Here is an 812-nt window from a genome sequence, read left to right as displayed (position 1 = left end):
CTCCCATACGGGCCCGCAGCCTCCGGTGCTGCATCAGAGGCCGGACAGATGGCAGCATCCGACTACGTGCCTATTCTCCCGAATACCGCTTGCGTTCGTGCGGGCGTCCACAGATGGGTAGCTGCCTGTCTGGTTTGGGACACCATTAGGCAGATAGCGGATGTTGGCGGATCGAGGTATGAACCGAAACATGATTTGGAACGTCATTGATCACCGAAAACGCCCGTATCGCTGGGGCCGTGTGAACGCGATCATCGAAGCTGTCGAGCACGACAACAGCGTCTTGGATGCCGATCAAGCCCCGGAAAGCAACCCGCTGGATGTGATTGATTACGACCAGCGCGAAGGTGTTACGGTCAAAGAGGCTATAGACTGGGCGAACAGCCAGCGATGCCCGATCACTCTATATCTCTATGGTGACGGCGCAGGGATTGTCAGCGAGGACCATTTCAACGAAGTCGCAAACCGAGTGGTTTGAGAAACGGAAGGGTGGGGAGCGGACGTTCGTCAGTCCCTCTCTTCAAGGCGTATACAAGCGCGGAAAGCGCCACCCTTTGTGTCCTGCCGGTGCCAGATTTCAACGACATGGTAGTATTTGAAATAGCCGGGTGGGGTATCGATTGAAAGATATTCGCCAATGCGGGGAAGGAAATCAAACTCAGTCGTGAATAGCGGTTTCAAGGCGTCTTCGTGGTCAAAGGCTTCTACTATCGGCATGGTGGCACGTTAACCAAGCACGGGAATGTCTACAACGGGGCGGAAGCTGCCTCTCAATGAAAAGCAGAAAAACTGGTTCACGCAGAGACGCAGAG

The 812-nt window shown here is 54.8% G+C and carries 2 protein-coding genes; one reads left to right on the top strand and one right to left on the bottom strand.

From position 1 onward, the window contains the following. Positions 1–190: 190 nt before the first annotated feature. The gene (locus ACYPYD_RS11465) at positions 191–478 is read left to right on the top strand and encodes a hypothetical protein (RefSeq protein WP_459663229.1); all 288 of its coding nucleotides are present in this window, start codon (positions 191–193) and stop codon (positions 476–478) included. A gap of 29 nt (positions 479–507) precedes the next feature. On the opposite strand, the gene ACYPYD_RS11460 is transcribed toward ACYPYD_RS11465, so the two are convergent. After that, complete coding sequence (locus tag ACYPYD_RS11460; RefSeq protein WP_459663227.1) at positions 508–717, bottom strand: hypothetical protein; 210 nt, start codon at positions 715–717, stop codon at positions 508–510. Positions 718–812: the final 95 nt, after the last annotated feature.

This window comes from Novosphingobium sp. 11B (assembly GCF_054589055.1).
Note: the sequence above shows the minus strand (reverse complement) of the source record. Positions and strands in the feature narration are given on the sequence as shown.